General features: G+C 71.4%; 21 protein-coding genes. 8 read left to right on the forward strand and 13 right to left on the reverse strand.

Annotated features, from left to right (window positions below):
- Positions 1 to 43: 43 nt before the first annotated feature.
- From ACIA8O_RS27635 to ACIA8O_RS27670, 8 genes are all read right to left on the reverse strand, one after another.
- Positions 44 to 1,321 carry a thymidine phosphorylase gene (locus ACIA8O_RS27635; protein WP_396296692.1) on the reverse strand — a complete coding sequence of 426 codons (1,278 nt, stop codon included), beginning with the start codon at positions 1,319 to 1,321 and terminating at the stop codon, positions 44 to 46.
- 91 nt (positions 1,322 to 1,412) lie between these two features.
- Positions 1,413 to 1,808, reverse strand: a complete 396-nt coding sequence (locus ACIA8O_RS27640; RefSeq protein ID WP_396296693.1) for a cytidine deaminase — start codon at positions 1,806 to 1,808, stop codon at positions 1,413 to 1,415.
- A complete protein-coding gene (locus ACIA8O_RS27645) occupies positions 1,805 to 3,073 on the reverse strand; it encodes an ABC transporter permease (RefSeq protein WP_396296694.1) in 1,269 nt (422 codons plus the stop codon). Before ACIA8O_RS27645 ends, ACIA8O_RS27640 begins: the two co-directional genes overlap by 4 nt.
- Positions 3,070 to 4,221 (reverse strand): ABC transporter permease, encoded by a 1,152-nt coding sequence (locus tag ACIA8O_RS27650; protein WP_396296695.1) that lies wholly within the window; start codon positions 4,219 to 4,221, stop codon positions 3,070 to 3,072. Before ACIA8O_RS27650 ends, ACIA8O_RS27645 begins: the two co-directional genes overlap by 4 nt.
- Before the next feature lie 5 nt (positions 4,222 to 4,226).
- Entirely contained in the window at positions 4,227 to 6,068 is a 1,842-nt protein-coding gene (locus tag ACIA8O_RS27655) for an ABC transporter ATP-binding protein (protein ID WP_396296914.1), read from the reverse strand.
- A 50-nt stretch (positions 6,069 to 6,118) separates the two neighbouring features.
- Positions 6,119 to 7,180, reverse strand: coding sequence for a BMP family protein (locus ACIA8O_RS27660; protein WP_396296696.1), 1,062 nt, complete (start codon positions 7,178 to 7,180; stop codon positions 6,119 to 6,121).
- Between the two features lie 220 nt (positions 7,181 to 7,400).
- Complete coding sequence (locus ACIA8O_RS27665; RefSeq protein ID WP_396296697.1) at positions 7,401 to 8,651, reverse strand: amidohydrolase; 1,251 nt, start codon at positions 8,649 to 8,651, stop codon at positions 7,401 to 7,403.
- Between the two features lie 188 nt (positions 8,652 to 8,839).
- Positions 8,840 to 10,423 carry a methylmalonyl-CoA mutase gene (locus ACIA8O_RS27670; RefSeq protein WP_396296698.1) on the reverse strand — a complete coding sequence of 528 codons (1,584 nt, stop codon included), beginning with the start codon at positions 10,421 to 10,423 and terminating at the stop codon, positions 8,840 to 8,842.
- 165 nt (positions 10,424 to 10,588) lie between these two features.
- Between ACIA8O_RS27670 and ACIA8O_RS27675 the strand changes: the two genes are divergently transcribed.
- From ACIA8O_RS27675 to ACIA8O_RS27700, 6 genes are all read left to right on the forward strand, one after another.
- A complete protein-coding gene (locus ACIA8O_RS27675) occupies positions 10,589 to 11,332 on the forward strand; it encodes an SDR family oxidoreductase (RefSeq protein ID WP_396296699.1) in 744 nt (247 codons plus the stop codon).
- 324 nt (positions 11,333 to 11,656) lie between these two features.
- Complete coding sequence (locus ACIA8O_RS27680) at positions 11,657 to 12,139, forward strand: 2-oxo-4-hydroxy-4-carboxy-5-ureidoimidazoline decarboxylase (protein ID WP_396296700.1); 483 nt, start codon at positions 11,657 to 11,659, stop codon at positions 12,137 to 12,139.
- 316 nt (positions 12,140 to 12,455) lie between these two features.
- Positions 12,456 to 12,836 (forward strand): succinate dehydrogenase, cytochrome b556 subunit, encoded by a 381-nt coding sequence (gene sdhC, locus ACIA8O_RS27685; protein ID WP_396296701.1) that lies wholly within the window; start codon positions 12,456 to 12,458, stop codon positions 12,834 to 12,836.
- A 6-nt stretch (positions 12,837 to 12,842) separates the two neighbouring features.
- On the forward strand, positions 12,843 to 13,331 hold the full coding sequence (gene sdhD / locus ACIA8O_RS27690) for a succinate dehydrogenase, hydrophobic membrane anchor protein (RefSeq protein WP_345286045.1): 489 nt from the start codon (positions 12,843 to 12,845) through the stop codon (positions 13,329 to 13,331).
- 28 nt (positions 13,332 to 13,359) lie between these two features.
- Positions 13,360 to 15,102: a succinate dehydrogenase flavoprotein subunit gene (sdhA, locus tag ACIA8O_RS27695; protein WP_396296702.1), complete on the forward strand. Its 1,743-nt coding sequence runs from the start codon at positions 13,360 to 13,362 to the stop codon at positions 15,100 to 15,102.
- Positions 15,102 to 15,875: a succinate dehydrogenase iron-sulfur subunit gene (locus ACIA8O_RS27700; RefSeq protein ID WP_396296703.1), complete on the forward strand. Its 774-nt coding sequence runs from the start codon at positions 15,102 to 15,104 to the stop codon at positions 15,873 to 15,875. Before sdhA ends, ACIA8O_RS27700 begins: the two co-directional genes overlap by 1 nt.
- 60 nt (positions 15,876 to 15,935) lie before the next feature.
- Here the strand turns inward: ACIA8O_RS27700 and ACIA8O_RS27705 are convergent, their stop codons facing one another.
- Positions 15,936 to 17,408, reverse strand: coding sequence for a hypothetical protein (locus tag ACIA8O_RS27705; RefSeq protein ID WP_396296704.1), 1,473 nt, complete (start codon positions 17,406 to 17,408; stop codon positions 15,936 to 15,938).
- A gap of 86 nt (positions 17,409 to 17,494) precedes the next feature.
- Positions 17,495 to 17,740, reverse strand: a complete 246-nt coding sequence (locus ACIA8O_RS27710) for an SCO4848 family membrane protein (protein WP_396296705.1) — start codon at positions 17,738 to 17,740, stop codon at positions 17,495 to 17,497.
- Positions 17,741 to 17,871: 131 nt separating this feature from the next.
- Here ACIA8O_RS27710 and ACIA8O_RS27715 point away from each other — a divergent pair, with 131 nt between their 5' ends.
- Positions 17,872 to 19,029: a D-alanyl-D-alanine carboxypeptidase family protein gene (locus ACIA8O_RS27715; protein ID WP_396296706.1), complete on the forward strand. Its 1,158-nt coding sequence runs from the start codon at positions 17,872 to 17,874 to the stop codon at positions 19,027 to 19,029.
- On the opposite strand, the gene ACIA8O_RS27720 is transcribed toward ACIA8O_RS27715, so the two are convergent.
- From ACIA8O_RS27720 to ACIA8O_RS27730, 3 genes are all read right to left on the reverse strand, one after another.
- Complete coding sequence (locus tag ACIA8O_RS27720) at positions 18,998 to 19,903, reverse strand: class I SAM-dependent methyltransferase (RefSeq protein WP_396296915.1); 906 nt, start codon at positions 19,901 to 19,903, stop codon at positions 18,998 to 19,000. The two genes, ACIA8O_RS27715 and ACIA8O_RS27720, sit on opposite strands and share 32 nt — an antisense overlap.
- Positions 19,904 to 20,027: 124 nt before the next feature.
- Complete coding sequence (locus ACIA8O_RS27725; RefSeq protein WP_396296707.1) at positions 20,028 to 20,954, reverse strand: YihY/virulence factor BrkB family protein; 927 nt, start codon at positions 20,952 to 20,954, stop codon at positions 20,028 to 20,030.
- Positions 20,955 to 21,059: 105 nt separating this feature from the next.
- Positions 21,060 to 22,037 carry a class I SAM-dependent methyltransferase gene (locus ACIA8O_RS27730; protein WP_396296708.1) on the reverse strand — a complete coding sequence of 326 codons (978 nt, stop codon included), beginning with the start codon at positions 22,035 to 22,037 and terminating at the stop codon, positions 21,060 to 21,062.
- Positions 22,038 to 22,285: 248 nt separating this feature from the next.
- Here ACIA8O_RS27730 and ACIA8O_RS27735 point away from each other — a divergent pair, with 248 nt between their 5' ends.
- The gene (locus tag ACIA8O_RS27735) at positions 22,286 to 25,837 is read left to right on the forward strand and encodes a CDP-glycerol glycerophosphotransferase family protein (protein ID WP_396296709.1); all 3,552 of its coding nucleotides are present in this window, start codon (positions 22,286 to 22,288) and stop codon (positions 25,835 to 25,837) included.
- Positions 25,838 to 25,939 lie beyond the last annotated feature (102 nt).

The raw sequence follows: 25,939 nt of genomic DNA on the forward strand, positions 1-25,939 counted from the left end.
AGGCCGGGCACCCCGCCCAGGGGTGCCCGGCCTCCGTGCGCGGTCAGGCGATGCGGTCCAGGACGATCGGGTTGGCGGTGAAGGGGGTGCCCTCGGGGGCGATGGTGACGCCGCCGGTGAGGGCCTCGATGGCGTAGTCGTAGCGCTCGGGGGTGTCGGTGTGGAGGGTCAGCAGGGGCTGACCGGCCGTCACCTTGTCGCCGGGCTTGGCGTGCATCTCGACGCCGGCGCCGGCCTGCACCGGGTCCTCCTTGCGGGCCCGGCCGGCGCCCAGGCGCCAGGCGCAGACGCCGACGGCGTAGGCGTCCAGGCCGGTGAGGACGCCGGACTCGGTGGCGGTGATGACGTGCTGCTCGCGGGCGACCGGGAGCGGGGCGTCGACGTCGCCGCCCTGGGCGGTGATCATGCGGCGCCAGTGGTCCATGGCGGAGCCGTCGCGCAGCGCCTCGGCCGGGTCCTTGCCGTGCACGCCCGCGGCGGCCAGCATCTCCCGGGCCAGCGCGACGGTCAGCTCGACCACGTCGGCGGGGCCGCCGCCGGCCAGCACCTCGACGGACTCGCGGACCTCCAGCGCGTTGCCCGCGGTGAGGCCGAGCGGGGTGGACATGTCGGTGAGCAGGGCGACGGTGTTGACGCCGGCGTTGGTGCCGAGGCCGACCATGGTGCGGGCCAGCTCGCGGGCGTCGTCGAGGTTCTTCATGAAGGCGCCGGAGCCGACCTTGACGTCCAGGACCAGCGCGCCGGTGCCCTCGGCGATCTTCTTGGACATGATCGAGGAGGCGATCAGCGGGATGGCCTCGACGGTGCCGGTGACGTCGCGCAGGGCGTAGAGCTTCTTGTCGGCGGGGGCCAGGCCGTCGCCGGCCGCGCAGATGACGGCGCCCGCGTCGCGCAGCACGGCCATCATCTCCTCGTTGGAGAGCAGCGCCCGCCAGCCGGGGATGGACTCCAGCTTGTCGAGGGTGCCGCCGGTGTGGCCGAGGCCGCGGCCGGAGAGCTGCGGGACGGCGGCGCCGCAGGCGGCGACCAGCGGGGCCAGCGGGAGGGTGATCTTGTCGCCGACGCCACCGGTGGAGTGCTTGTCGGAGGTGGGCAGCGGGAGGGCGGAGAAGTCCATCCGGACGCCGGAGCGGATCATCGCGTCGGTCCAGCGGCTGATCTCGCGCAGGTTCATGCCGTTCAGCAGGATCGCCATCGCCAGCGCGGACATCTGCTCGTCGGCGACCTCGCCCCGGGTGTAGGCGTCGATGACCCAGTCGATCTGAGGGTCGGTCAGCTCGCCACGGTCACGCTTGGTCCGGATGACGGAGATGGCGTCCATGAGGGTGTCTCCAGGTGGTTCGAGAGCAGAAAAAGAGTGCCGCGGGGGAGCATTCCCCCGCGACACTCTACGCGCGTAACAAGCTTTCCAGCTAGAGCCGTTCCGGCCCGAAGGCGTCCGGCAGGACTTCACTCATCGGGCGTACCCCGGAGGGCAGCTCGACCAGCAGCTCGGGCCCGCCGTGCTCGTACAGCAGCTGGCGGCAGCGGCCGCACGGCATCAGCAGCTGACCGGCGCCGTCCACACAGGTGAAGGCCACCAGCCGGCCGCCGCCGCCGAGCTGCAGCGCCGAGACCAGCCCGCACTCGGCGCAGAGCGAGAGCCCGTACGAGGCGTTCTCCACGTTGCAGCCGGTCACCGTGCGACCGTCGTCGACCAGGGCGGCGGCGCCGACCGGGTACTTGCTGTAGGGCGCGTACGCGTGCCCCATCGCCTCCCGGGCGGCCGCCCGCAGCGCCTGCCAGTCGATCTCCTGAGCCGTCGTCACTTGCCCTGGCCCCGTCGGTAGATCTGCCCGTCCGCCTTCGGCATCCGCAGTCGCTGGGAGGCCATCGCGAGCACCACCAGGGTGATCACGTACGGGGTGGCGACGATCAGCGCGCGCGGCACCGTGTCGGTGGTGGCGAACCAGAGCGCCAGGCCGGCGGCGACCGCGAAGGTGATGCCCGCGCCCTTGAACTGACGGCGGTACAGCTTCCAGAGCGCCAGCAGGGCCATCGCGATGGAGACCGTCAGGATCAGCACGTGCACCGAGTCCGGGTCACGGAGCTGGAGGCTGTCGGTGAAGCCGAACAGGCCCGCGCCCATGGCCAGACCACCCGGCATCCAGTTGCCGAAGATCATCGCGGCCAGGCCGATGAAGCCGCGGCCCTGGGTCATGCCGTCCTTGTAGAAGTGGGCGGCGACCAGCGAGAGGTACGCACCGGCCAGACCGGCGAAGGCGCCGGAGGCGATGACCGCCAGGTACTTGTACTTGTAGACGTTGACGCCCAGCGACTCGGCGGCGGTCGGGTTCTCGCCGCAGGAGCGCAGCCGCAGGCCGAAGACCGTGCGCCAGAGGATGAAGTACGAGGCCACCAGGAAGACGGCGGCGATCACCACGACCACCGAGAGGTTGGTGACCATGCCGCCCAGGATGCCGGCCACGTCGGAGACCAGGAACCAGTGGTGCTCCTCGATCCCGTCCAGCCAGCCGGACAGGCCGGGGACGGTGATGTACGGCAGCGGGTCGGCCGGCGGGGACTGGTTGGCGCCCGCGCCGAAGGCCACGTAGTCGCGGTAGTAGATCCGGTTGACGTAGGCGCAGATGCCGGGGATCAGCAGGTTGATGCCGACGCCGGAGACGATGTGGTCCACGCCGAAGGTCACGGTGACCAGCGCGTGCAGCAGACCGCCGAGCGCGCCGCCCGCCATGCCGGCCAGCAGGCCGACCCACGGGTTGACCAGGTAACCGGCCCAGGCACCGCAGAAGGTGCCGGCCACCATCATGCCTTCGAGGCCGATGTTGACCACGCCGGCCCGCTCGGACCAGAGACCGCCGAGACCGGCCATCGCGATCGGCACGGCCGCGCCGAGCGCGGCGGTGATCTGCCCGGAGGAGGTGAGGCCGTGGTTGCCGGTGGCCATGCCCACGGCGGAGAACAGCACCAGGGCGCCGGCCAGCAGCAGCAGCACGACCGGCCAGGTCAGCTTGGACTTCTTGGCGGGCGAGGCGCCCGGCGACTTCGGCCGGGCGGCAGTGGCGGTGCTCATGCGGCCACCTCCTTCTTGGCAGCGGCGGCCTGGGCGGCGAGCTCGGCGCCGACCTTCTGCTGCTGGCGCTTCAGGCCGTAGCGGCGCACCAGCTCGTAGGCGACGACGACGCAGATGACGATGGTGCCCTGCATGACGTTGACGATCTCCTGCGGGTAGTCGCCCTGGAGGGGCAGCTGGGTGCCGGAGACGTCGAGGAAGGCGAACAGCAGCGCCGAGAAGGCGACGCCGATCGGCGAGTTGCGGCCGAGCAGGGCGACCGAGATGCCGATGAAGCCGAGGCCGGGCTGGATGCCCTGCCCGAAGTAGTAGGAGCTGGACATCAGTTCGGGCAGGCCGATGAGTCCGGCGATGGCACCGGAGACCACCATCGAGGTGATGATCATGCGCTTGACGTTCACGCCCGAGGCGGTCGCCGCGGACTCCGAGCGGCCGGTGGCGCGCAGGTCGAAGCCGAAGCGGGTGCGGTTCAGGGTGAACTGGAACAGCACGCCCACCAGGACCGCGATGACGATGAAGCCCCAGAGGGTGCCACCGGCGGTCTCGAAGGTGACGAAGTGGCTGGACTGCGAGATCGGCTCGGTCTGGATCGAGTTGGTGGTGCTGCCCTTGTCCGGCGCGAAGACGCCCGGCACCAGCAGCAGGCCGACCACCGCGGTGGCGATGGCGTTCAGCATGATGGTCGAGATGACCTCGCTGACGCCCCGGTAGACCTTGAGCAGACCGGCGATGCTCGCCCACATGCCGCCGACCAGCATCGCGGTCACCAGCAGCAGCGGGATCTGCAGGAAGGACGGCAGGTCGACCTGGCTGCCGACGAAGGCGGCGAACAGCACGCCCAGCTTGTACTGGCCGTCGACGCCGATGTTGAAGAGGTTCATCCGGAAGCCGAACGCGGCGGCGGCACCGGCGAGGTAGTACACGGTGGCGCGGTTCAGCGTCAGCACCTGGCCGTCGGAGGCGGTGCCGTAGTCGAACATCACCTGGAAGGCCTTGAACGGCTCCTTGCCGGAGACCGCCAGCAGGACGACGCAGATCAGCATCGAGAGCAGGATGGCCAGCACGGGGGCGGCCAGGCCGAGCAGGATCTTCTCGGCGTCGAACCGCTTGGCCGCGGGCTTCGCGGCCACGGGGTTGGGACTGGTCATGTGGGTTACTCCCCCGCCTGCGCGTCGTCGGTGGCGGTGTCGTCGCTGGGCTGCTCTGTGGTGGGCGGCGCGGCGTCGGTGATCTCGGCCGCGAAGGCCTGGGCCTCGGCGACGGCCTCCGGGTCCGACTCGATGTGGCCGCTGGCCGCACCGGTCATCGCGGTGCCCAGGTCCTCGGCGGTGACGGTGGCCGGGTCGGCGTCGGCGACCAGGCGGCCGCGGTAGATCACCCGGATGTGGTCGGAGAGCCCGATCAGCTCGTCCAGGTCGGCGGAGATCAGCAGCACCGCGAGGCCCTCGCGCTGGGCGGAGCGGATCTGCTCCCAGATCTGCGCCTGCGCGCCGACGTCCACGCCACGGGTGGGGTGGGCGGCGATCAGCAGCTTGGGGGCGTGGCTCATCTCGCGGCCGATGATCAGCTTCTGCTGGTTGCCGCCGGAGAGCGAGGCCGCGGTGACCTCGATGCCGGGGGTGCGGACGTCGTACTCCTCGACGATCCGCTGGGTGTCCTTGCGGGCGGCGGCCGGGTCCAGCAGCACGCCCTTGGAGTTGGGGGCCTCGGTGACGTGGCCGAGGATCCGGTTCTCCCAGAGCGGGGCCTCCAGCAGCAGGCCGTGCTTGTGCCGGTCCTCCGGGATGTAGCCGATGCCGGCCTCGCGGCGGGCCCGGGTCAGGGTCCGGCTGAGGTCCTGGCCGTCCAGCGCGACGGTGCCCGCGTCCAGCGGCAGCATGCCCATGATGGCCTCGACCAGCTCGGCCTGGCCGTTGCCCTCGACACCGGCGATGCCGAGCACCTCGCCCTTGCGGATGCGCAGCGAGACGTCGTCCAGCACCACGCGCTCGATGCCCTCGGCGTCGCGCTTGGCGATCCGCAGGCCCGCGGTCTCCAGCATCACGGTGTCGGTGACGGTGGACTCGCGGCTCTCCGGCGAGGGCAGCTCGGCGCCGACCATCAGCTCGGCCAGCTGACGGGCCGTCACGGTGCGCGGGTCGGCGTCGCCGACGGTGGTGCCGCGGCGGATCACGCTGATCGCGTCGGCCACCGAGAGCACCTCGTGCAGCTTGTGCGAGATGAAGATGACGGTGACGCCCTCGGCCTTGAGCTCGCGCAGGTTGTCGAAGAGCGCGTCCACCTCGTGCGGCACCAGGACGGCGGTGGGCTCGTCCAGGATGAGGATCTTGGCGCCCCGGTAGAGCACCTTGAGGATCTCGACGCGCTGACGGTCCGCCACGCCGAGGTCCTCGACCAGCGCGTCCGGGCGCACGCCCAGGCCGTACTGGTCGGAGATCTCGCGGATCTTCGCCTTGGCCTTGGCTCCTATCCCGTGCAGCTTCTCGCCGCCCAGGACCACGTTCTCCCAGACCGTCAGGTTGTCGGCCAGCATGAAGTGCTGGTGCACCATGCCGATGCCGCGCGCGATGGCGTCGCCGGGGGTGTTGAACTCGACCTGCTCGCCGTTGATGGCGATGGTGCCCTCGTCCGGCTTCTGCATGCCGTAGAGGATCTTCATCAGGGTCGACTTGCCGGCACCGTTCTCACCCATCAGGGCGTGCACGGTGCCGCGGGCGACGGTGATGTCGATGTCGTGGTTGGCCACGACGCCCGGGAAGCGCTTGGTGATGCCGCGCAGTTCGACGGCCGGTGACGCCGTCCCCGCGCTGGGGTTGCCGCCCTGGGGGGTCGGGGCGGGGTCGGAAGCGGTGATGGCGATCTCCTGGAGGTCACGGGGCGCGTCGTTGCGCTGGAGATGGCGTGCGTACGCGGGCGGGGGCGCGCGTACGTGCGGGTGGAACGGGACAGGGCCCGGCAGAGCGCGTTCGCGCGCCCCGCCGGGCCCCACCCTGATGCTCAATCATGCGCGCCGGACGCGTGGACCGGCGGCAGGCTGAGGGGGTGTCAGCCGACGGTGGTCGGGATCTTCGTGGCACCCGAGGTGATCTGCGCGGTGGCCGCGTCCAGCTTCGCCTGGATGTCGTTGATGAAGCCGCCGGTGGTGGCCAGCGAGACGCCCTTCTCCTTCAGGTCGAAGTTCTTCGTCCCGGTGAGCGGCGAACCGTCCTTGATGGACTTGATGTAGGTGAACACCGCGGTGTCGACGTTCTTCACCATCGAGGTGAGGATGCGGTCCTTGTACTTGGCCAGGGCCGGCTGGGCGGCCTGGTCCGAGTCGACGCCGATGGCCCACTTCTTCGCGTTGAAGACGGCCTCGATGGCGCCGTTGCCGGAGGAGCCGGCGGCGGTGTAGATGACGTCCGCGCCCTTGTCGAGCTGACCCTGGGCGGCGTCCTTGCCCTTGCCCGGGTCGTTGAAGCCCGAGAAGTCCGGCGGGGTGGTGAGGTAGGTGGTGAGGACCTCGGTCTTCGGGTCGACCGAGGCGACACCGGCGCGGTAACCGGCCTCGAACTTCTTGATCAGCTCGGACTGCACGCCACCGATGAAGCCGACCTTCTTGGTCTGGCTCTTCGAAGCGGCGGCGACGCCCGCGAGGTACGAGCCCTCCTGCTCCGAGAAGGTCAGCGAGGTGACGTTGGCCGGCTGGGTGGCCGAGCCCGAGTCGATGATCGCGAACTTGACGTTCGGGTTGTCCTTGGCGACCTTCTCGACGGCGGCCTGGTAGACGAAGCCGACCGCGATGACCGGGTTGTAGCCGGAGGAGACCAGGCTCTTCAGGCGGGTCTCCTTGTCGGCCTCCGCCTCACCGGTCTTGGCCTCGGCCTCGGTGACCGCGACGCCGAGGTCCGACTTGGCCTTGTCCAGGCCACGGGCGGCGGAGTCGTTGAACGACTGGTCGCCACGGCCGCCGATGTCGTAGGCCATGCCGACCTTGATGCCGGAGGCACCGGCAGCGGCACTGCTGGAGGTGTTGTTGTCGGTGCTCTTTGCGCCGCAAGCGGCGAGCGAGGCGATGCCCAGGGAACCCGTGAGCACAACCGCGGCGAGCTTCATGGAACGGCGCAAGGGAGTATCTCCTTCTCACACACCCGTTTGGCGTGGTCGAGCGCCACCGTAACGCGCGTAGAACACGGTTGTGTCACGGCTCCAACGAGCATTCGGGTTGTTATCAAAACGTGGTCCTATGTCAGGACGAACCGGACAAAAGACCACGCTTGACGCACCCTCATGTCACTACCCGGTGGTAGTGAGGCGGCCACTCTACGCCGCCGGAGTGACCTCCGTCTCAGACTCGCCCGTACTCCAGGGCGAGGGAGCAGAAGAGTTCGACGCCGACCGCGATGGAGCGTTCGTCCACGTCGAAGCGGCCCTGGTGGAGGTCGCGGACGGTGGTCTCGTGCGGGGCGCGGACGCCGAGGCGGGCGAGGGCGCCGGGGGCGTGTTCGAGGTACCAGGAGAAGTCCTCGCCGCCGAGGCTCTGCTCGGTGTCCTCCACGACGGGGCCGCTGCCGGCGGCGAAGCGGCCGGTCATGGCGGCTTCGAGCTGGGCGATCGAAACCTGCTCGTTGACCACCGGGGGGACGCCGCGGTGGTAGTCGAGGGACCACTTGGCGCGGTAGGTCTCGGCGAGCCTGCCGGTGAGCTCCTCCAGGGCGTCGGGGGCCTCGCGCCAGCCGGCCAGCTCCAGGCAGCGGACGGTGCCCTCGAGTTCGGCGTGCTGGGGGATGACGTTGGGCGCGGAGCCGGAGGCGATCCGGCCCCAGACCAGGCTGACGCCCCAGCGCGGGTCCATCCGGCGGGACAGGGCGGGCGGCAGGTCGGCGGCGAGCCGGGCGACCGCGGTGACCAGGTCGGTGGTCAGGTGCGGGCGGGCGGTGTGACCGCCGGGGCCGTCCAGGTGGAGGGTGAGCCGGTCGCAGGCGGAGGTGATGGCGCCGACCTTGAGGCCGATCCGGCCGACCTGGACCTTGGGGTCGCAGTGCACCGCGAAGATCCGCCCGACGTCCTTCATCCCGCCGGCCTCGATCACGTCCAGCGCCCCGCCCGGCATGACCTCCTCGGCCGGCTGGAAGACCAGCCGGACGGGCTGGGTCAGCTCGCCGGTGCGGGCGGCCTGGGCCAGCACCAGCGCGGTGCCCAGCACCACCGAGGTGTGCACGTCGTGCCCGCAGGCGTGCGCCCGGCCCGGCAGGGTGGAGCGGTAGGGGGCCTCGGTCTTGGCGTCGTCGATCGGCAGTGCGTCGATGTCGGCGCGGAAGGCCAGGAACGGGGTGCCCGACTTGGTGCCCGGCGGCACGATGTCCACCGTCATGCCCGTACCGCCCGGCAGCACCTTCGGGGTCAGCCCGGCGGCGAGCAGCCGCTCGCGGAGCAGCCGGGTGGTGCGGAACTCCTGCCGGCCGAGCTCGGGGTGCCGGTGCAGGTCGCGCCGGAAGGCGATCAACTCCGCCTGGTAGGCCCGTACCCGCGCCCGCAGATCGGAGCCGGGACGGGCAGGCGTGAGGGTGGCCCGGGCGCCGGGCTGAGGATCGTTCACCTCAACAAGACTAGGCCGGTGAACGGCTTTTGGCCCGACTTCTGTCAGATCGGTCCCCGGATGGGTGCATACCGGCCGCACAGGTGGGTATGACATACCGTTTCCGCCTTCCCGGTGATCACTGTCCTGTGCAACGACCCGACCCCGGCACGGGACACGGCGCCTGACCCACCCTCAGGCGCCCGGCCTCAGAACCGCTCGGACGGCGTGTAGGTGCCCCAGACCTCGCGCAGCGCGTCGCTCACCTCCCCGACGGTGGCCCGCGCGGCCAGCGCCTCCCGCATCGGGTAGAGCACGTTCTCGCTCCCGGCGGCCGCCCTGCGCAGCGCCGTCAGCCCGCGCTCCACCGCCGAACTGTCGCGCCCCGCACGGAGCTTGGCCAGCCGGGCGGCCTGCTCGGCCTCGATCGCCGGGTCCACCCGCAGCGGCTCGTACGGCTCCTCCACGTCCAGCTGGAAGCGGTTGACCCCGACCACGGTGCGCTCGCCGGAGTCGGTCTCCTGCTGCACCCGGTAGGCGGTGCGCTCGATCTCGGCCTTCTGGAAGCCGCGCTCGATGGCGGCCACCGCGCCGCCCATGTCCTCGATCCGGCCCATCAGTTGGAGCGCCGCCGCCTCCACCTCGTCGGTCAGCGACTCCACCACGTAGGAGCCGGCGAACGGGTCCACGGTGGAGGTCACGTCGCTCTCGTACGCCAGCACCTGCTGGGTGCGCAGGGCCAGCCGGGCCGCCTTCTCGGTGGGGAGCGCGATGGCCTCGTCGAAGCTGTTGGTGTGCAGCGACTGGGTGCCGCCGAGGACCGCGGCCAGCGCCTGCACGGAGACCCGGACCAGGTTCACCTCCGGCTGCTGGGCGGTGAGTTGGACCCCGGCGGTCTGGGTGTGGAAGCGCAGCATCAGCGACTTGGGGTTCTCGGCGCCGAACTCCTCGCGCATGACGCGGGCCCAGATCCGGCGCGCGGCACGGAACTTGGCCACCTCCTCCAGCAGCGTGGTGCGGGCCACGAAGAAGAAGGAGAGCCGGGGCGCGAAGTCGTCCACCGCCATCCCGGCCGCGACGGCGGTGCGGACGTACTCGATCCCGTTGGCCAGGGTGAAGGCGATCTCCTGCACGGGGTCGGCGCCCGCCTCGGCCATGTGGTAGCCGGAGATGGAGATGGTGTTCCAGCGCGGGATCTCGGCCCGGCAGTAGCGGAACACGTCCGCCACCAGCCGCAGGCTGGGCTTGGGCGGGAAGATGTAGGTGCCCCGGGCGATGTACTCCTTCAGCACGTCGTTCTGGATCGTGCCGGTGAGCGCGGAGGGGGCCACCCCCTGGCTCTCGCCGACCAGCCGGTAGAGCAGCAGGAGGACGGAGGCGGGCGCGTTGATGGTCATCGAGGTGGAGACCTCGCCCAGCGGGATGCCGCCGAACAGCACCGCCATGTCCTCGACCGAGTCGACCGCCACGCCCACCTTGCCGACCTCGCCGGCCGCGAGCGGGGCGTCCGAGTCGTAGCCCATCTGGGTCGGCAGGTCGAAGGCGACCGAGAGGCCGTTGGTGCCGTTGGCGATCAGCTGGCGGTAGCGGGCGTTGGACTCGGCGGCGGTGCCGAAGCCGGCGTACTGCCGCATGGTCCACGGCTTCCCGGTGTACATCGTCGGGTAGACGCCGCGGGTGAAGGGGTACCGCCCGGGCTCGCCGAGGCGCTCCCGCGCGCTCCAGCCCTCCAGCGCCTCGGGGCCGTAGACCGGCCGGATCGGGATGCCGGACTCGGTGTGACGGTCTGCCACGGGTTACCTCCAGGGGCTCGGACGCGGGCAGTGCAACGGTGGCGCACCAGCACCCCCTACCCCAAGGGGGCGCACCCCCTATCCACCCCCTGATCCACCGAGCGGCGCAGCGGCCCCCTTTGACATGATCCGACCGGCAGACGACCGGACCAGTAGGGAGTGGACATGACCGAGCGGAAGGTGGCCGTGGTCACCGGTGCCAGCAGCGGCATCGGTGCGGCGACGGCCCGGAGGCTGGCGGCGGACGGCTTCGAGGTGGTGGTGACCGCCCGCCGGACCGAGCGGATCGAGGCGCTGGCCAAGGAGATCGGCGGCCGCGCCTACACCGTGGACGTGACCGACCGCGCGCAGGTGGACGCCTTCGCCGCCGAGGTCGGCCCGGTGGACGTGCTGGTGAACAACGCGGGCGGCGCGATCGGCGCCGAGAGCGTGGAGGCCGGCGACCCGGCCGACTGGCTGGCGATGTACGAGGTGAACGTGCTCGGCGTGCTGCACGTGACCCAGGCGCTGCTGCCCGCGCTGCGGGCCAGCGGCGACGGCACCGTGCTGGTGCTCAGCTCGACCGCCGCGCTGACCGCGTACGAGGGCGGCGGCGGCTACGTGGCCGCCAAGCACGCCGCGCACACCATCGCCGCGACCCTGCGGCTGGAGCTGAACGGCGAGCCGATCCGGGTGATCGAGATCGCGCCCGGCATGGTGAAGTCCGAGGGCTTCGCGGTCACCCGCTTCCGGGGCGACGAGTCCAAGGCGGCGGCCGTCTACGCGGGCGTGGCCGAGCCGCTCACCTCCGAGGACATCGCGGACACCGTGTCCTGGGCGGTCACCCGCCCCTCGCACGTCAACATCGACCTGCTGGTGGTCCGGCCGCGCGCCCAGGCGGCCAACCACAAGGTGCACCGGACGTCCTGAACCGCTCATGACCAGCACGGGAGGGCCGCCCGGCGCCGGGCGGGCGCTGGCGGCTCTCCTCAACGAGCATGACAACGTTACGACTTGATAGCTCGATCGGGTGAATTCGACGCGACCTCTCCTCAACTGACGAACCCTCAACTACCGTGGTGCCGCTGCCCGGGCGGTCCACGAGACGCCAGCCTCCGGGCCCGGCCGGCTGGTCCTGTCAAGGGCCGCTGAGCACCTACGTTTCGTCTCTGGAGCATCCCCCCTTCCCGCCCTCACGAGGAGGACCCGCTGGCCAGCGACATCCCGCCGCAACAGCTCGAACAGCCGTTGCTGGTGCCGTCCCTGCTCGGGCTTCACCGCTTCAACGAGGCCGACCCCGGCGCTGCCGAGGAGGCCCTGCTGGCCTGTTGCGGCAGCCACCGCTGGGCGCTGCGGCTCACCGCCCACCGCCCGTACCCCGACATAGAGTCCCTGCTGGCCGCCGCCAGCGAGGCCTCCTACGACCTGCGTCCGGCCGACCTGGCCGAGGCCCTGGCGGACGAGAGCTGGATGCCGCAGCCGCTGCTCGGCATGCGGGCCCCCGGCAGCCAGGCGGCGCACACCGCCCTGCGGGCCGCGCACGCCGCGTACGAGGCCCGGTACGGGCACGTCTTCGTGGTCTGCCTGGACGGCATCGCCCCCGAGGAGATGCTGGACACCGTGCTCACCTCCGTCCGCACCCGGCTCGCCAACGAGCCGGACGAGGAGCGGCTGGTCGCCGCCGAGGAGCTCCGGCGGATCGCCCTGACCCGATTGGAGCACCTGGTCGGCGCCTGAGCCGCCGGCCCCGGCCGAACCGCCCGGCGATTCATCCGTCAGGGTGACGCCGCCCCGTCCGCGCCCCGCCCGCGCCCGGTCCGCCTCAGGATCCGGGGCGCGGGGGCGGGAGGCCGGGAACGAGACGGGGCGTCAGGAGGACCGCCCGGAGGGCCTCGGATTAGGCCGTGCGTGCCTGATCGATCACACCTGACACCCCCGGAGGCGGTTCACGACACGGCGTCGATAGGATGCTGGCGGCCGGGGGACCGTACCGGCCGGGCTGACCGACACCGAAGCCGGCCGAGCCCCCGATCCGCTTCCGGAGGGTTTTTCCGTGCCGGCTGGAACGCTGTACCGCGGCCGGGAAGGCATGTGGAGCTGGGTGGCTCATCGAGTCACCGGCGTCCTCATCTTCTTCTTCCTGTTCGCCCATGTCCTCGACACCGCGTTGGTTCGGGTGTCGCCCGAGTCGTACGACACCGTCATCGCGACCTACAAGACCCCGCTGGTCAACCTGATGGAGTACGGCCTGACCGCCGCCATCCTGTTCCACGCGCTGAACGGTCTGCGGGTCGTGGCGGTGGACTTCTGGTCCAAGGGCCCGAAGTTCCAGAAGCAGATGCTCTGGACCGTGGTCGGTGTCTGGGTCGTGCTGATGGCGGGTGCCTTCTACCCGATCCTCGAGCACACCCTCCTCTCCTGGTTCGGGAAGTGATCGGCGATGGCTGAGACCAACGAGACCCTGGTGGTCCCCTCGCTCCAGGCCCACACGGGCCAGGGCCTGGGCACCGGCAACCCGGCCGACGCCTTCGTCGTCGAGCCAGCCCGTGCGCGTACCAAGAAGACCCCTCGGCGTACCCGCACCAACTTCGAGATGCTCGCCTGGCTGTTCATGCGCCTGTCGGGTGTCCTGCTGGTCGTCCTGATCCTCGGTCACCTGCTGATCATGCTGGTGCTCGACGGCGGCGTGTCGAAGATCAACTTCGCCTTCGTGGCCGGCCGCTGGGCCTCGCCGTTCTGGCAGGGCTGGGACCTGTTGATGCTCTGGCTCGCCATGCTGCACGGCAGCAACGGCATGCGCACGGTCATCAACGACTACGCGGAGAAGGACTCCACCAGGCTGTGGCTGAAGACCCTGATGGGCGCCGCGACCGTCTTCACGGTCCTGCTCGGCACCCTGGTGATCTTCACCTTCGACCCGAACATCTAATCGGCCGGCCAGAGGCGACGAAGACCTGATGCAGATTCACAAGTACGACACCGTCATCGTCGGCGCCGGTGGCGCGGGCATGCGCGCGGCCATCGAGTCGACCCAGCGCAGCCGCACCGCGGTGCTGACCAAGCTCTACCCCACCCGGTCCCACACCGGCGCGGCCCAGGGCGGCATGTGCGCCGCCCTCGCCAACGTCGAGGAGGACAACTGGGAGTGGCACACCTTCGACACGGTCAAGGGTGGTGACTACCTGGTCGACCAGGACGCCGCCGAGATCATGTGCAAGGAGGCCATCGACGCCGTCCTCGACCTGGAGAAGATGGGCCTCCCCTTCTCCCGCACCGAGCAGGGCCGGATCGACCAGCGCCGCTTCGGCGGTCACTCCCGCAACCACGGTGAGGCGCCCGTCCGCCGCTCCTGCTACGCGGCCGACCGCACCGGTCACATGATCCTCCAGACGCTGTTCCAGAACTGCGTCAAGCACGGCGTCGAGTTCTTCAACGAGTTCTACGTCCTCGACCTGCTCATCGTCGACGGCAAGACCTCCGGCGTGGTCGCCTACGAGCTGGCCACCGGCGAGATCCACGTCTTCCAGGCCAAGGCCGTGGTGTTCGCCTCCGGCGGCACCGGCAAGATGTTCAAGGTCACCTCGAACGCGCACACCCTGACCGGCGACGGCCAGGCCGTCGCGTGGCGCCGGGGCCTGCCGCTGGAGGACATGGAGTTCTTCCAGTTCCACCCGACCGGCATCTGGCGGATGGGCATCCTGCTCACCGAGGGCGCCCGCGGCGAGGGCGGCATCCTCCGCAACAAGGACGGCGAGCGCTTCATGGAGCGCTACGCCCCGGTCATGAAGGACCTCGCGTCCCGTGACGTCTGCTCGCGCGCGATCTACACCGAGATCCGCGAGGGCCGCGGCTGCGGCCCCGACGGCGACCACGTCTACCTGGACCTGACGCACCTTCCGCCGGAGCAGCTGGACGCCAAGCTCCCGGACATCACCGAGTTCGCGCGGACCTACCTCGGCATCGAGCCCTACACGGACCCGATCCCGATCCAGCCGACCGCGCACTACGCCATGGGCGGCATCCCGACCAACGTCGAGGGCGAGGTGCTGTCGAACAACACCGACATCGTCCCCGGCCTGTACGCCGCCGGTGAGGTCGCCTGCGTCTCGGTGCACGGCGCCAACCGCCTGGGCACCAACTCGCTGCTGGACATCAACGTGTTCGGCCGCCGCGCGGGCATCGCCGCCGCGGAGTACGCCGAGGCCCACGACTACGTCGAACTCCCGGAGAACCCGGGCCAGTTCGTCCAGGACATGGTGGACGGCCTCCGCGAGTCCGAGGGCACCGAGTCGGTCGCGCAGATCCGCAAGGAGCTGCAGGAGACCATGGACACCAACGCCATGGTCTACCGCACCGGCGAGACCCTGAAGCAGGCCGTGGCCGACGTCGCCGCGCTGCGCGAGCGCTTCAAGCACGTCGCCATCCAGGACAAGGGCATGCGGTACAACACCGACCTCCTGGAGGCCATCGAGCTGGGCAACCTGCTCGACCTGGCCGAGGTCCTGGCCGTCTCCGCGCTGGCCCGCGAGGAGTCCCGCGGCGGTCACTACCGCGAGGACTTCCCGACCCGCGACGACGAGAAGTTCATGCAGCACACCATGGCCTACCGCGAGGTCGCCGCCGACGGCAGCACCTCGATCCGCCTGGACTACAAGCCGGTCGTCACGACCCGCTACCAGCCGATGGAGCGTAAGTACTGATGAGCACTCCGACCGTGGAGCAGCACTCCGCCGCCCTGGACGCGGTGGAGGCCGGCAGCACCAAGCTGATCACCGTCACCCTGCGGATCCGCCGGTTCAACCCGGAGGAGCTGCCGGACCCGGTGTGGGTCGACTACCAGCTGGAGATGGACCCGAAGGAGCGCGTCCTCGACGCCCTCAACAAGGTCAAGTGGGAGCAGGACGGCACCCTCACCTACCGCCGTTCCTGCGCGCACGGCATCTGCGGCTCCGACGCCATGCGGATCAACGGCCGCAACCGGCTGGCGTGCAAGACCCTGATCAAGGACGTCAACCCGGAGAAGCCGATCACGATCGAGGCCATCAAGGGCCTCGCGGTCCTCAAGGACCTCATCGTGGACATGGACCCGTTCTTCCAGGCGTACAAGGACGTCATGCCGTTCCTCATCACCAAGGGGAACGACCCGACCCGGGAGCGCCTGCAGTCCGCCGAGGACCGCGAGCGCTTCGACGACACCACCAAGTGCATCCTGTGCGCCGCGTGCACCTCGTCCTGCCCGGTGTTCTGGAACGACGGCCAGTACTTCGGCCCGGCCGCCATCGTCAACGCGCACCGCTTCATCTTCGACTCGCGCGACGAGGGTGCCGAGCAGCGCCTGGAGATCCTCAACGACCGCGAGGGCGTGTGGCGCTGCCGCACCACCTTCAACTGCTCCGAGGCCTGCCCCCGTGGCATCGAGGTCACCAAGGCGATCCAGGAAGTGAAGCGGGCGCTGGTCACCCGCCGCTTCTGATCCGCTGAACAACGGCTGAGGGCCCGTCCGGTGCGCACCGGACGGGCCCTCAGCCGTTCGTCACTTCAGCAGACCGCGGTCCTCGGGGCCGGTGACCCCGCTGAAGAGGAGCAGGTGTCGGTCGGCGGTCACCGCGTAGAGGTCCGACGCACCGTCACCATCGGTGTCGCCGACGCTGCCCAGGGTCGGGTAGCGGTCCAGCGGGAAGCTGCCGAGCACGGTGCCGTTCGCCGGGTCGGCGAGGGCGGCGAAGTCGTACGTGCCCGCCGCGTCGCGCGGGACGGCGTAGGCCCGGAGCGTGCCGGTGGCCTTCTCCCGGGCCCAGACGGCGAGGTTGCCCGCGGCGTCCGGGCCGGGGCCGATCAGCTGCCGGCCGGTCCAGGCACCGGGGGCGGAGACCGGCGTGGCCTCCAGGTCGCCCCAGCTGTCCGGGGAGAGGCGCCAGAGCCGGCCCTCCACCACCGCCAGCAACTGCCGGTCCTGGGCCGAGCGGGTGCCCGCGCCGATCGCCACCAGTTGCTCCGTCCGGAACCAGACGAGCCCCTCGGCGTCCGGCAGGTAGTCGTAGATCGGGGAGCGCTGGTTGGCGCTGAGCCCGTTGCGGTACAGGTAGTAGCCACCGGTGCTGCCGGGCTTGCGGGCGATCAGCTCGTCCACCGGCTCCCGGCCGTCGGCCCAGCCGCCGTGGGTGAGCTCCAGGTCGGCCCAGCTGCCGGTGCCGCCCGGGGCGGTGTACGCGGGGTAGGTGAAGGTCGGCTCGGTGGTGGCCGCGTCCGTGCTGATCACCTGGAGGTTGCCGGCCGCGTCGGGGAGCGCGATGTCCGGGACACCGTCGCCGTCCAGGTCACCGTAGGACTTGGGGGCGTTCGGGTTCCACGGGGCGTAGAAGGTGTAGACGGTCGGCTGGGTGACGTTGCCCGCGCGGTCGACGGCCTGGACCCGCAGGACGTGGGTGCCCCAGTCCTTGGGCTTGAGGGTGAGCGCGGCGGAGCCGTCCGGGCCGGCCGGGACCGAGGTGGTGTCGCAGCCGCCGACGCCGAGGCTGCCGTCCAGCACGTACTTGTAGCAGGCCACACCGGAGCCGGTCTCGGTGGCGCGGAAGGTGAAGACGCCCTTCTGCCCCGCGAACTTGTTGGCGCCCTGGGCCGGGAAGTCGGTGGACTCCACCGAGGCGATCGGAGCGGTGGTGTCGACCCCGAAGCCGCACTTGGCGGTCGGCCTGCCACCGCCCTGCGGCCAGAACCGCCACTCGTAGCGGTGCCCGTCGGCGAGCGCGTCGGTGGTGACGGCCAGCTTGCCGTCGGTGGCGTCGACCTGACGGTCCACCAGCTTCTGGTCCGTCGTCACGTCCCACAGGCCGAAGCGGGCTGCGGCCCCGGTGGTGGTGCCGGTCAGGGTCGGAGTGGCGGAGTCGAGCCAGTCGGCGGTGCAGGCGGCCGTCACGGTGTCGTGCCCGGCGGCGAAGGCGGCCGGGGCCGGGAAGGCCGCGGCCAGGACGGTGGCGACGGCGAGAGACCGTCGGGAAAAGGACATGCGGAGGTTCCCCCAGGAGCGGCGGGGTGCGCCGTGCACGCACCCGGCGGAGATCCTGGCAGCGGCCTACGACAGCGGCAACGCGATTACCCGCGGCGCAGGGCGCGCAGGCTGCGGACGCCCAGGGTGCCGATGGCGAGGCCGAGGACCAGCGAGGTGACGGCGAGCAGGAGGTGGACCCAGAAGAAGGCGGTGGGCTGGGAGTGGTCGCCGTTGACGAAGGCCTGGCCGCCGGAGTCCTTCCAGAGGTTCTTGACGAAGGTGGTCCAGATGAACAGGGACCAGACGCCGAAGGCGGTGAGGAACCAGGAGGCGAGGCGGCCGAGCTTCATGACGGGGCGTCCTTTCGGGGGGTCGGTCCCAGTATGCGGAGTGGGCCGGACGGCCCAGCGGCGGGTGCCCGTTCGGGGGAGGCCGACGGCGTGGTGGACGGGGCGGCGGGCGGGGCGGGTACGTTCCGCTGGTGCCGAACGTCCGTCAGTCCACGTACCGCCTGGCCGCGGTGGCCCTCGCCGCGCTCTGTTGCACCGCCGCGCTGCCCGGGCAGGAGCCGCCGCCGGGGATGTCGACGGTGGGCGGGGAGCTGCTCGGGCGCACGGGTGTGCAGGTCGCGCCGCGGGACGGGGCGCCGGCCCTGCCGGGCGGGCTGACCGGGCAGTCCTGGCTGGTGGCGGACGCCGGCAGCGGCGAGGTGCTGGCGGCGAACAACCCGCACTGGCGGCTGCCGCCGGCCTCCACGCTGAAGATGCTGTTCGCCGACACGGTGCTGCCCAGGCTGGACCGGAACGCCGTCCACCGGGTCACCAACGCCGAGCTGCTCGGCTCCGGGCACGGCAGCAGCCTGGTCGGGATCAAGGAGGACCTGGACTACCGGGTGGACGACCTCTGGCGCGGGGTGTTCCTGAGTTCGGGCAACGACGCGGTGCGGGTGCTGGCGCACATGAACGGCGGCATCGAGCTGACGGTGTCCCAGATGCGGGCCCGGGCGCGGGAGCTGCAGGCGCTGGACACCAGCGTGGTCACCCCGGACGGCTACGACGTGGACGGGCAGCTCTCCTCGGCCTACGACCTGACCCTGTTCGCCCGCGCGGGGCTGCGCAACCCGGACTTCCGGGCGTACTGCTCCACCCGGGACGCGCAGTTCCCCGGCGCGGTGGACAAGGCGACCGGGCAGCGCGGTTCCTTCGGGATCGCCAACACCGACCGGCTGCTGGGCAAGTACCCGGGGCTGTTCGGGGTGAAGAACGGCTACACCACCAACGCCGGCGCCACCTTCACCGGCGCGGCCGAACGCGGCGGCCGGACCCTGCTGGTGACGGTGATGCACCCGGCCTCGCTCCCGAAGGTGTACGAGGAGACCGCGGCGCTGCTCGACTGGGGCTTCGCGGCGGCCGGGAAGGTGACGCCGGTCGGGCAGCTGGTCGGCGGGGACGCCCCGGCGGCCGCGGGGCCGGACCAGCCGCCGCAGGCCGCGCCGGTGGAGCGGGCCGGGGCCCCCGCCGGAACGGACGGGGGCCCGGGCTGGCCGACCCTCGGGCTGGTGGTGCTGGCCGCGCTGGCGGGGGCCGGCTGGTGGCGGTACCGGCGGGTCAGTGCAGCGCGCGCCGGACGGCCCGGGTGAGCACCGGCGGCAGCAGGTCGAGCGCCAGCCGGCGGACGGCCGAGCGCTGCTGCCGGGCCGCCCCGGCCCCGGTGGCCCCGGCCCTGGAGCCGGACGGTCCGGCCTGGTCGTCCCAGGCCAGCCGGTGGACCGTGTGGCCGTTGATGTGCTCCTCGTCCAGGCGGAAGCCCTCGGCCCGCCAGTCCCGCGCGAGCAGGTCCCGGGTGACGGCCTCCTGGTCGCCCCAGGTGCCGTAGAACTTCTCCGGGGTCAGGCAGACCGGCTTGAGGCCGTGCACGTAGACCGCCTCCCAGACCGCCGCCGAGACGCCGGGGGTGTGCGGGGAGCGGTAGTCGTCGAGCACCACCAGGCCGTCGGGGACCAGGGCTGCCCTGGCCACCTGGATGTCGCCGGCCACGTGCTCGTACAGGTGGGAGGCGTCCACGTGGACGAAGCGGCAGCTGCCGGCCGGGATCCGGCCGTCGGCCAGCACCGAGGTCGGCGCCTGCACGACCTGCGGCAGCTCGTCGTGGAAGGCCAGGTAGTTGGCCTCGAAGGCGCGGCGGGTGAGGGTCTTGCGGTAGGACATCGCCATCTCGGCGGTGTTGTCCTCGTCCGGGGCCTCGGAGTCGAAGAGGTCGCAGACCGTGAACCGCTCCCCCGCTTGCAGGTGACGGCCCATCAGGATCGCGCTGCGGCCCAGGTAGCTGCCCAGTTCCAGCAGGTCGCCCTTGATGCCGTTGGCCGACTGGCGGGCCAGCAGCCAGCCGAAGAGTTCCTGGTCGACCCGCCAGAACCAGCCCGGCACGTCGTCCAGGCTGCTCGGCGGGGGTGGGAGTTCGGACGTGTCGGTGGTGCCGTCGGTGGTGCTGGTGGAGCTTGGATCGGCGCTGATCACGAATGTCTCCAGGGGGATGCCGCGGACGGGGGTAACCGCTGCAGGTGGGGCTCGCCCGCACGGTGGCCGGGCAAGCGTGGCGTGATCCTAGCCACATCCCGGCCGTTGCGGCAGGGGGCCTTCAGGAGGTTTCGGCGGCGCCTGCCGGTTCGGCGGACTCCAGCAGGGCGGCGGCCCGTTCCCTGGTCCGGGCCCTGGCGGCGTCCGGGTCGGCCAGCGCCGTCCAGGAGGCGCAGTACATCAGCAGCCGGGAGACGAAGTTGATCCAGAGCAGCAGGGCGACCGGCACGCCGAAGGCCCCGTAGAGGCTCTTCCCGGCCACCGAGCCCAGGTAGGAGGAGAGCAGCAGCTTGAGCAGCTCGAAGCCGACCGCGCCGATCAGCGCCCCGGTGACCAGGGCGCGGCGCTCCAGGTGGTCGGTGATCCGGGGGAACGGGCCGAGCAGGTAGCTGAACAGCACGAAGTCGGCGCCGACCGCGATCACGAACCCGATCGCGGTCAACAGCCAGCCCACGCCGTCCAGTTCGAGCCAGTCGGCGGCCCGCCGGGCCAGCGTGGTGGCCACCGCCGAGGCACCCAGCGAGACCGCCGTCACCACGCCGAGGCCGAGCAGCACGGCGCAGTCCCAGAGCTTGCGCAGCACCGGGTTGCCGTCCTCCTGGGGCAGCCGCCAGATCTCCCGGACGGAGCCGCGCATGGTGTCCACCCAGCCGAGGCCGGAGACCAGCAGCAGCACCCCGCTGATCACCCCGACCGTGCCGGCGTTGGCCACCAGGGCGGGCAGGTCGAGGGCGTCGGAGAGGCCGGGCACCTGCTCGGCGATGTCGTCCTGGAGCTGCTCCACCCGGCTGTCCGAGAGGGTCTTCACGGCGATCGCGAAGGCCACCGTGAGCAGCGGGAAGAGCGCCAGGAAGCCGAAGAAGGTGACCGCCCCGGCCAGCCGGTTGCCCTGCACCTCGTTCATGTGCGCGTACGCCAGCCAGGGGCGGCTGCGCAGCAGCCGGGCCACCAGCGGGCCGACCACCGGGAGTCTGGTCAGGAAGTCCACGCCGCCACCTCATCCTGCGCCGGCCCCGGTCGGTCCGGGCCGGGGCCGTGTACGGCCGGGTCCTGTATACCCGCCCGGCGGCCGGTCCGGCGGTCCGACGCCCCGTCAGCCGCGCCGCCGGGCACGGCGGATGGCCGCGGTGACCACCGGCGGCAGCAGGTCGGCCGCCGCCCGCCGGGCCACCACGGCGGGCCGGCGGGCGGCGGCGGCCCGGGCCCGGCGTTCGGCCAGGTCCTGGGCGGCCCGCAGCGCCTCGGCAGCGGCGGCCTCGGCAGCGGCGGCGGCCTCGGCGGCCGCCCGGTCCACCGGCTCCGGGGCGGGCGGCGCGTTGCGGGGCAGCGGGAAGGCGGGCAGCCGGGTGGGCTTGCCGTCGAGCCGCAGCACCCGGTGGCCGCCGATGGTGTCCACGTTCAGCCAGCAGCCCTCGGCCCCGCCGCCGGTGGCCAGCAGCTCCTCCTGGAGCTCCGCCGGATCGCCCCAGGTGCCGTAGAACTTGCACTCCGTCAGCAGCACCGGCCGCAGGCCGTGGGCGAAGACCGCCTCCCAGATCGCCGCGCCCACGCCCGGGCAGTGCTCGGCCCGGTAGTCGTCCAGCACCAGCACCCCCTCGGGGGCGAGCGCGGCCCTGGCCACCTGGATGTCGCCGGCCACGTGCTCGTACAGGTGGGAGGCGTCCACGTGGACGAAGCGGCAGCTGCCGGCCGGGATCCGGCCGTCGGCCAGCACCGAGGTCGGCGCCTGCACCACCTCGGGCAGCTCGTCGTGGAAGGCCAGGTAGTTGACCTCGAAGGCCTCCCGGGTCAGCGTCCGGCGGTAGGACATCGCCATCTCGGCGGTGTTGTCCTCGTCCGGGGCCTCGGAGTCGAAGAGGTCGCAGACCGTGAACCGCTCCCCCGGTCGCAGGTGACGCCCCATCACGATGGCGCTGCGGCCGAGGTAGGCGCCCAGCTCCAGCAGGTCCCCGCGCGTCCCGGTGCGCTCCTGCCGCTCCAGCAGCCACTCGAACGAGTGCCGGTCCTCGTCCCAGAACCAGCCGGGCACCTCCTCCAGGCGGGCCGGCTCGGTGGGGGTGACGGTGCTCATCGGCTGCTCCTCGCGACACTGCGGCGGACCGCCGGGGGCGGTCTGTCCGGAGCAACGACCCGGGGCCGTCCGGGTGACCCTCCCGTACGGGTGACATTCCGGCCGCCGGATTGACGGGGCGACGCGCACCGCCCAACCGGGAGTCGTACAGCCGGACGGTAGAATCGCGCCGAAGCTGTGTGCCCGGCTGCTGTCCTCCCCCGGGCACCCGCCGATCGCACGTCCCCGATGAAAGGCCCGCGCAGCCGATGGCCCCCCGCCTCTCCGTCGTCGTCCCGATCTACAACGTCGAGCGCTACCTCGAGGAGTGCCTGGACTCCATCGCCGCACAGACCTTCACGGACTTCGAGTGCGTGATGGTGGACGACGGCTCCAAGGACGGCAGCGCCGCCATCGCGGACGCGTACGCCGCCAAGGACTCCCGTTTCCGCCTGGTCCGCCAGGTGAACAAGGGCCTCGGCGCGGCCCGCAACACCGGCTACCGCCACATCGACCCGGACAGCGAGTTCCTGAACTTCGTCGACAGCGACGACACCCTGCCGCCCAGCGCCTACGAGCTGATGATCGGCACCCTGGACGAGACCGGCTCGGACTTCGCCACCGGCAACGTGCTGCGCTTCCGCGCCGTCGGCTACTACCAGTCCGGCGGGCACGTGAAGCCGTTCCGGGAGACCAGGCTCAAGACCCACATCACCGAGATCCCGGCGCTGGTCACCGACCGCACCGCGTGGAACAAGGTCTACCGCCGCTCCTTCTTCGACGCGGCCGGCGTGCTCTACCCCGAGGGCATCCTCTACGAGGACGCCCCGGTCAGCGTGCCGCACCACTACCTGGCCAAGAGCGTGGACGTGCTCTCCGAGCCGATCTACCACTGGCGCGAGCGCGAGGTCGGCGAGATGTCGATCACCCAGATGCGCTTCAACCCCAAGGGCCTGATCGATCGGGTCAAGTCCATGGAGCTGGTCCGCGCCTGGCTGCAGGCCCGGCCCGAGCCGCGGTTCAAGGAGTACCTGCGCTCCTACGACGAGAACAACCTCGTCGAGGAGATCCCGATGTTCTTCTGGTCGGTGCTGGACGGCGACGAGCCGTACCGCGAGGCCTACCAGGTGCACGTCTCCCGGCTGCTGCGGGCGATCGGCCCGGAGCAGGTCCGCAAGCTGCGCGCGCCGCTGCGCCTGAAGTACCACCTGACGGTGGCGAACCGGATGTCCGAGTTCATCGACCAGATGGAGTTCGAGAAGGACAGCAACGGCGCCGCCCCGGCCCGCGGCCTGCTCCGCCCGTACGCCGACTACCCGTTCCTGCGCGGCGGCCGCAAGAGCGTGCCCGCCGACGTGCTGCGGCTGGACAACGCGCTGGTGATGCGCAGCCGGCTGTACGAGACCTCCTGGGAGGCCGGCCGGCTCCGGCTGACCGGCCACGCCTTCCCCGAGCACCTGGGCGCCGAGAACCGGCACGACATGGTCAAGGTGCTGGTGCTGCGCGAGGCCAAGGGCCGCCGGGTGGTGGCCGTGCCCACCAAGACCATGTACAGCCCGGAGGCCACCGCCTCCTCCTCCCACGACCTGTACAGCTGCGACTGGGCCGGCTTCACCGTCGCCATAGACCCCAAGCGGCTCAAGCACCGGGGTCAGTGGAAGGAGGGCCACTGGCGGGTGCTGATCGCCGGGGCCGGCAAGGGCGGCGTCTACAAGGGCCGGATCTCCGGCGGCTGGGCGGACAGCGCCGAGAACCCGCCCTCGCAGTGGGTCGACCACGACGTCCGGATCGTGCCGTGGCTGAACCAGGGCCACCTCTACCTCAAGGTGGAGAAGGTCCGGGCCCGGCTCCTGACGGTCAGTGAGCTCGACGGCACGGTCACCGTGACCGGCCGGGTGACGGCCGGCCCCGACCTGGCCACGGCCCGGCTGCGGCTGCTGCACACCGAGTCGGACCGCGAGCTGTTCGTCCCGATCGAGTTCTCCGCCCCGGTCGGCGGCCAGGCGGAGTTCTCCTCCACCTTCCCGCTCTCCGACCTGGCCGAGGTCCGCGAGGCCTGGGACGCGCTGGACCCGGCCGCCGAGGAGCGGCTGCGGGACCGCTGGAGCTGCGACATCCACCTGGGCGGCAAGCTGGTGGCGCCGATAGTGCTGGACGACCGGAAGCCCTTCGAGCACATCGAGGTGGCGTACCAGAACGGCGCCCGGGCCTTCCACTCCAAGTCCTCCCCCGGCGGACACCTGCAGTTCGCCGACCAGGTGCTCCAGCCGGTGGTGGACGGCATCGTCCCGTCCCGGGAGGCCGAGGGCTTCCTGCTCAGCGGTCACCTGCCGCTGTCCGGCACCCACCGGTACGAGCTGGTGCTCCGTCACAACTGGCGCGAGGAGGAGCACGCCTACCCCGTCGAGATCACCGACGGCCGGTTCCGCGCCACCCTGCCGGCCGTGCCGACCGCCTCCTTCGCCGGTGACGTGCCGCTGCACAAGGGCACCTGGGAGGTCTTCTTCCGCCCGGTCGGCGCCGCCGACGGCTCGCTCTGGCCCAGCGTCATGCTGGCCACGGAGGTCCACGGCTCGCTCCCGCTGGAGATCGAGGCGCGCGGCCGCCGGGTGGTGCTGGAGCGCCGCGGCTACGACCACCTCTCGCTGGAGTCGCACCCCGACCTGCTCCCGGAGGAGCGCAGCGGCTACCGCCAGCGGCAGCAGCGCAACGCCTTCGCCCGGGCCCAGCTCTCCCCGCTGACCGACACCGTGCTCTACAACGTGGGCTTCGGCAACCACTACGCGGACTCGCCGCGGGCGATCCACGAGGAGCTGGTCCACCGGGGCGCCCCGCTGCGCCACCTGTGGACCAACGACGACCTCCAGGCCGACCTGCCGTCCACCGCCGAGGCGGTCCGGCAGTGGAGCCCGGAGTGGTTCGAGGCCCTGGCCACCGCCAAGTACGTGGTGACCAGCGCCCACATGCCCGACTTCTTCGTCCGGCGCCCCGGCCAGGTGGTCCTGCAGACCTGGCACGGCACCCCGGTCAAGCGGATCGGCCACGACTTCGAGAAGGTCTGGTTCACCGACGCCGGGTACCTCAAGGAGCTCGACCGGGACGTCGCCCAGTGGAGCATGCTGGTCTCGCCGAACACCTTCTCCACCGGTGTGATGCGCCGCGCCTTCCGCTTCCAGGGCCCGATCCTGGAGACCGGCTACCCGCGCAACGACGTGCTGCTCTCCACCGACCGGGAGAAGACCGCCGAGAAGGTCCGTGAGCGGCTCGGCCTGCCCGAGGGCAAGAAGGTGGTGCTCTACGCGCCCACCTTCCGCGAGGACCGCCGCCGCCCGCAGGGCGGGTACCAGCCCGACCTGCGGATCGACCTGGACGCCGCCCGCGCGGCGCTCGGCGAGGACCAGGTACTGCTGGTCCGCACCCACGCGGTGATGTGCGGTCAGGTCCCGGGCGCCGGGAACGGCTACGTCTGGGACGTCTCCACCTACCCGGACATGGCCGAACTGCTGCTGATCGCCGACGTGCTGGTGACGGACTACAGCTCGGCGCTGGTGGACTTCGTCAACACCGGCCGCCCGGTGCTCTTCTACGCCTACGACCTGGAGCACTACCGGGACAACCTGCGCGGCTTCAGCTTCGACTTCGAGGCGGACGCGCCCGGCCCGCTGCTGGGGACCTCCGAGGAGCTGGTCGAGGCCCTGGGCAAGGTCGACTCGGTGGCCGCGGAGTACGCGGACGCCTACGCCACCTTCAAGCAGAAGTACTCCGACCTGGACGACGGCAAGGCCGCCGCCCGGGTGGTGGACGCGCTGCTCAAGGGCTGACGCCCCCTCACCTCGAACCGGCCTTCGACCTCGGTCGAAGGCCGGTTCGACGCTTTCCACCGCCCCGGGTGAATCGGGGGCGTCCCCGGCCGGACGAGGTTG

It is taken from the genome of Kitasatospora sp. NPDC051853, assembly GCF_044452665.1.
GTDB lineage: Bacteria > Actinomycetota > Actinomycetes > Streptomycetales > Streptomycetaceae > Kitasatospora.